Origin of the sequence: Acinetobacter sp. YH12208 (genome assembly GCF_013418055.1) — a bacterium.
Classification (GTDB): Bacteria; Pseudomonadota; Gammaproteobacteria; order Pseudomonadales; family Moraxellaceae; genus Acinetobacter; species Acinetobacter pseudolwoffii.
Genome location: NZ_VPCT01000037.1, coordinates 1 through 5529 on the forward strand (window position 1 = coordinate 1; position 5529 = coordinate 5529).

Genomic DNA, 5529 nt, shown 5'->3' on the forward strand with positions numbered 1-5529 from the left:
AAAGCACGAAGTGCGACGCTTGGGGGACGAGTTGAGAAGTTGAGAGCATTTTTTTTTACAAGAACTATGCCAATTCCATTTTTAAGTTAATAGAGCTTATAACTTTAAATACCGAGATAATTAAAAAATTAAGCAAAGGAAACTTTGCTTGATGCAGGCCTGTTTCCATGCTAATTTTTTAATTATAAGCCAGCATACACAAAGGGGACTTTCTTCGCTGCGCTCGAAGATTCCCTTTTGTGAGACTGGATCAGGGGCTTTGCCCCCGATACCCCAAAAACACCAAAACAGAAAAATTAAAATTTTCCTATTTTGGTGTTACCAAACGAGAGATCCAATGGCAGATAAAGAACTCATAAAAAGGACTAAAGAAATAAAGATCCGTTTAACAGAGGATGAACATCAAGCCTTATTAAACCGATGTACTAAAGCCAGTTTAGCCACTTGGATACGTGAAACTTGTTTAGGAGAAAAGCAAACAAAACAAAGCAAAGTTATTGAGGTTGATCCAAAGCTACTTAGAAAACTGGCAGGTATTGGAAACAATCTAAATCAGATAGCTAGACTGGTGAACCAACATAGTAAGCAAGATTCAGTATTAGATCGAATTGCGATAATTACAGCTTTATCCAGTATTGAACGGGAATTGCAGAGATTGAGCGATGATCATAAAAATACATAGTCGTGGTTCAGGTTCTGGTAGTGGTCCCGTTAACTATTTACTTGGAAAAGACCGAGCTCGTGAAGATGCTCGCTTAGATCGTGGTGATCCTGAACAAATGGTTCAATTGATTGATAGCACCCACTTTGCTCAAAAATATACTTCAGGCGTTTTGTCTTTTGCTGAACGTGATTTAGAAGAACACCAAAAACAAAAAATCATGGATAGTTTTGAACGAACTTTATTACCAGGACTGGATAAGGATCAATATTCGATTTTGTGGGTACAACACCTGGACAAAGATCGTTTGGAGCTTAATTTCGTTGTAGCCAATGTTGAGCTGCAAAGTGGCAAGCGTTTACAGCCCTATTATGACAAAGCAGACAGACCAAGGCTTAACGCATGGAAAGACCTTGTAAATGATCACTACAAATTACATGACCCAAATGATCCTCTAAATAAGCGCGAGTTATGTACTCCAAATAACCTTCCCAAAGCTAAAGAAGCGGCAGCTCATGCGATTACTGACGGCCTTTTAAACATTGCTGAGAGTGGCAATCTTAAAAGTCGTGATGATGTGATTAGTACGCTTGAAAATGCAGGTTTTGAGATTGCTCGTAAAACACCAAAAAGTATCAGTATCAAAGACCCCGAAGGCGGTAGAAACATTCGGTTGAAAGGTAAAATATATGAGCAAGATTTTAGATTTGGCCAAGAACTTCGAGCAGACATCGAAGCAGCAAGCGCAAGATACAGAGCAGATCGTGGCGAACGCATTGAAGCAGCACGAAAAACGCTTAATCGACTTACTGAACGAAAACGAGAAAGCCATGAGTACCGCTATCCGAGAGCAAAACTCACGGATACGCCCGATTATATTAAAAAGCTGGATGATCGTATCAATCGCCATCGTTACAGCGATAGCCCTAGCATGGGGCGTTCTGACGTATCAGAGCTACAGAATAAACAAGAATTTCGAGCTAATTACCCAACAGAATCTAGCTATCCAAGAACTCAAGGAAAAAGGGGCGAACGTGCAGTTTCAGGATTGTATCGACAAGAAGAACCGCAAGCGACTATGCGTATTAGTGAACAAGGAAGCAGGGACTTGGAAGAACGGCAGTCTTATGGTTCCGATGGGGTATTAAGTGATGACAGAATTAGAAAAGCAATTGCTCGCAGCACTGGAACAGATGCAGGCACAGCAACAAAAGAAAGAAGAAGCTTTACGGCAGATGTTCGAGAATACACAGCAAGAAAATCAGGCTATCAGGGAAGCCTTCAAGAGCTTACTGGACAATATTTCCGAAGCAGATCAGAAACAAGCGGAAAACTGGAGCAACTTAACAAAGCATGTCAGCGACTTGAGTGGACAACTGAAAGACTTCGAGAGACAAAACAGGCTTTTGAACAATCAGTTAAGCACAATACAAGAGCAGTTACTCAAGTTGAAAAGATGAATGAGCCAAAGCGAAGCTATGGCTTTCGAATGAGATAAGTAGACTTATTTTTTACACAAAAATTTATATAGGTCATGTTTACTAGAACCCGGTACTAAATCAAACCACTTAGTAGGACTTGCTTTAATAGCTTGAGCAGACACTTCACTATATCCAATCTCTTGCATTTTTCCAGTTTTACAGTTGGTTTTTGTAGATGTATAACCAATGCTATCTACACCTACTCTTTTATGTACAGCAGAAATAATATCGCCTGATTTTGTTTGTTTGATTAAATAGTATTTACCTTTATCGCCTGAAGCACTTCTAGGAATAAGAGTATCTGCTAAAACATGATTAGTGGTTAACAGGGCAATAACTACAAATATCAATTTTTTCATATTTTTAATAACTCTAATGAGGGGCATCAAATGTTTAAAATTCTTACTGCTAGTTTACTCGGTTTATTATTGATTGGATGTGGAAATTCAGATGGTACAGGTTCACCAAAACCTAAAAAGCCTAAGACAGAAACAGAAATTCAAGGGGCTAAATTTTCTAGTATGTCTAGCTGTTTAAAGTCGATTCAAAGCAAAACCCAGTTACCGCTAAAACCTATGACAGATAAGCCTGATCATGTATCAGGTTTTCTGGGAGACACAGATAGACAGTTTAACTGTGAAGTTAAGCAAACCGGCACAGAAGGCACGTTTGTTGAGGGTTGGTTTACTGTAGAAGTAGAAGTTTATTAAAAATTAATCCGTACGTAGACAGTCCATTGATATCTCAGCTCAATGGACTTTTTTTTGGCTTTAAAAGGGGGGGGAATTCTGAAAATTAAATAATATATAATTTATTTTTCAAATATAACAATAAAAATCAAATACTTGGACTAAAATAATCTTTTTTGTTTTTGTGACGTCACTTTTTTTAGTTGACATTATTTTATTTTTTGCTAGTATTAAATTACGGTATAGTATACCTGCTAATTTTTAAACATTATAAAAAACTATTTTTAATGATGAACTCATTCTTAAGTAATTGATCATATTTAAGATTTCATCATTTTACGATCAAACTACCCAGGGAAAAACAGATCGCAACTGGTTTTTCCTTCTTTATGCAAAAAAGCATAAAGAAAATGACGGCCTAAGCTTTCATAGCAGTATTGCTTGAACACTTAGTTTGTTATTCAACCAACGAGGAGATGGAAATGGGCATGACATACCACTGGACAAGTATCGATACATGTCATGACTTTTTCTGCACTATGAATATGGTTATGAACAATATATCAAAACATTCGGGTCAACTTTTAGATCTTCTAAAACTGAGCCCTTCTAGTCTAAAAGATCTAGAAAAAGATCGACTAACAGTCAGATTTTATAAGCCTCTTGTAGACATAGTTAAGTCTACTGCGGAGGCTAAGAATATGAGTGTTAATCATTATTTGGAGCTTGCTGTACTTGAGAAATTGAAAATAGATACATTGACTGAAAGGGTCGATGATGATGTTGACGATTATTCTTTGTTGCAAAACAAATCTCAGGATCAGCTTGTATATTTAAAGCATCTACTTAGTCAAACCCTTCAGGATAATCAAAGACTGAAACAGACGGTAGATAAGTATCGGAGTGTAGAACATGGAAATGAATTCGATTCTTTCGAATTATTCTGATAATTCCCCGCAGTATCCCGTCATTAATGATGGGACTGCACCAAAATCAAAGGCTAAATTTTTGGAAGATTTTCCGACAATTAAGCCGTATAAATTTCAGAAGCTTTCTGAAGTGCAGATATCTTCCCTGGATGATTTTGCATGTGGTAATACAGGAATTGATAATTTCTTAAAGCGTGGAGACGGATTAAGGTTTCAGGTTGATCGCCATAAGATGGACACTATGGTAATGGCTACTGAAACTAAAGTTTTAGGGTATATGGCATATTCTTTAAAAGAAGTGACATTTTCTATCCCAAAGATGTGTAGTCATACGTTAAAAGAGCAAAGTGGACTTAAAGCTGGAGATAAAATTTTCGTTATTCACTATCTTGGGGTAGATGAGAACTGTAAAGATAGGGGGTTAGGTCAAAGTTTAGTTGTTAAAGCGCTTGAATTCTGTATTAAAAAAGCTGCTACAACTGAACCTAATTTAAAGCTGATTGTTTTACATGCGACATTAAGTGCATGTGAATTTTATGAAAAAATAGGGTTTCATAGAGTCGGTGAATTGGAAAATGGTTTAATTGAATATGCGTATACGGTCAAAGAATAAGTTTTTAGTATATTAATAAGCTGTGGCCTGATGGTACTAAAGTCGGTCTAAAAATAATGAATAGCTAGCTTTACTGTAGAGTTGAGACATGAGATGAGTATCTCACAATGAATAGATGTTCCTCACAGTAAAGCTGCTTAAAACTAGTAAATTGAATAATTTATTTCGCAGGATTTTTGCGATTTAAATAAAGCGAATCCTATAGATAGGAATTAATTTTAATTAAATCTAATGATTTATTTGCATTTTATAAGCCCAATTAAAGTTAATTGGGCTTTTTTCATTCATTTATTTAAATATTATTCTAAGTTATTGATTAAATGAACTATGACTTATCGTACAGGTACTAAGTAGTTAAAAATTTTATGAATAGTAATCTAGAAATGAAAAAAGCTACTTGTAAAACAAGTAGCTTTTCCCATATATTCAGCGGTACGCAGTTATTTGATGTTAGACCATCGAATAACGAAGATCATAAGGTTTGGCGACCGTTATGATTTCACACTAAGGCTTGTACCTGAACTCTATTTTCACAATAAAAAGTGTTTAGTTCAAGACCTAAAATGATAAGTCTTCGTTAATACGTGTTTAAAACCATCAAATAAGTATCTAGATCGAGCTTTGCCCGCTTCTGCGTGTCCGTTTTACGGTCGGCATGCAGTGCGTGTGGTAGGAATAAGTGTCACTGGCGTATTGTAGCTATAGTCGAAAGGCTAAACCGCTTACAGGGGAACTTCACATAGGCGGAGCGTTGGGAGTAGTTGCATAGGACTTGTTAAGTTGTACGTTGGGGAAACCCTCGCAGAGATACAGGCAATGCAATGACAGGGAGCGCGTGGAGCAAGGTGCAAGACTTTGAGTCCTTGTCTGCATAGTCAGCAAAGCTATGTGCGGATACGACCGATATACGTGGCTCCGAAGCCAAATATATACAGGTAAATCGGCAATACTTAGGGGATGTGTCATTTTTTTAAATGAACGCCCTTAGGGTGAGTATTGCCGAAACTCTCTCAACCGTTCACCAAAGCCAAAGCACGAAGTGCGACGCTTGGGGGACGAGTTGAGAAGTTGAGAGCATTTTTTTTTACAAGAACTATGCCAATTCCATTTTTAAGTTAATAGAGCTTATAACTTTAAATACCGAGATAATTAAAAA

Annotated in this window: 7 protein-coding genes and 1 pseudogene; 7 read left to right on the plus strand and 1 reads right to left on the minus strand. The window is 36.9% G+C overall.

What is annotated here, in order from left to right; translation table 11 throughout:
• Positions 1-337: 337 nt before the first annotated feature.
• From FTU95_RS14615 to FTU95_RS15215, 4 genes and pseudogenes are all read left to right on the plus strand, one after another.
• Positions 338-682, plus strand: a complete 345-nt coding sequence (locus FTU95_RS14615) for a MobC family plasmid mobilization relaxosome protein (protein WP_180078863.1) — start codon at positions 338-340, stop codon at positions 680-682.
• Positions 683-779: 97 nt separating this feature from the next.
• Positions 780-1028, plus strand: a pseudogene (locus FTU95_RS15205) (relaxase/mobilization nuclease domain-containing protein); the annotation flags it as partial.
• Positions 1029-1350: 322 nt separating this feature from the next.
• A complete protein-coding gene (locus tag FTU95_RS15210; protein ID WP_373688078.1) occupies positions 1351-1809 on the plus strand; it encodes an MbeB family mobilization protein in 459 nt (152 codons plus the stop codon).
• A gap of 45 nt (positions 1810-1854) precedes the next feature.
• On the plus strand, positions 1855-2121 hold the full coding sequence (locus FTU95_RS15215; protein ID WP_373688079.1) for a hypothetical protein: 267 nt from the start codon (positions 1855-1857) through the stop codon (positions 2119-2121).
• Between the two features lie 44 nt (positions 2122-2165).
• Here the strand turns inward: FTU95_RS15215 and FTU95_RS14625 are convergent, their stop codons facing one another.
• Entirely contained in the window at positions 2166-2501 is a 336-nt protein-coding gene (locus tag FTU95_RS14625; protein ID WP_180078867.1) for a hypothetical protein, read from the minus strand.
• A gap of 30 nt (positions 2502-2531) precedes the next feature.
• Between FTU95_RS14625 and FTU95_RS14630 the strand changes: the two genes are divergently transcribed.
• From FTU95_RS14630 to FTU95_RS14640, 3 genes are all read left to right on the plus strand, one after another.
• On the plus strand, positions 2532-2852 hold the full coding sequence (locus FTU95_RS14630) for a hypothetical protein (protein WP_180078869.1): 321 nt from the start codon (positions 2532-2534) through the stop codon (positions 2850-2852).
• Positions 2853-3313: 461 nt separating this feature from the next.
• Positions 3314-3778: a hypothetical protein gene (locus tag FTU95_RS14635; RefSeq protein ID WP_180078871.1), complete on the plus strand. Its 465-nt coding sequence runs from the start codon at positions 3314-3316 to the stop codon at positions 3776-3778.
• Positions 3744-4373, plus strand: coding sequence for an N-acetyltransferase (locus tag FTU95_RS14640; RefSeq protein WP_180078873.1), 630 nt, complete (start codon positions 3744-3746; stop codon positions 4371-4373). Before FTU95_RS14635 ends, FTU95_RS14640 begins: the two co-directional genes overlap by 35 nt.
• Positions 4374-5529: the final 1156 nt, after the last annotated feature.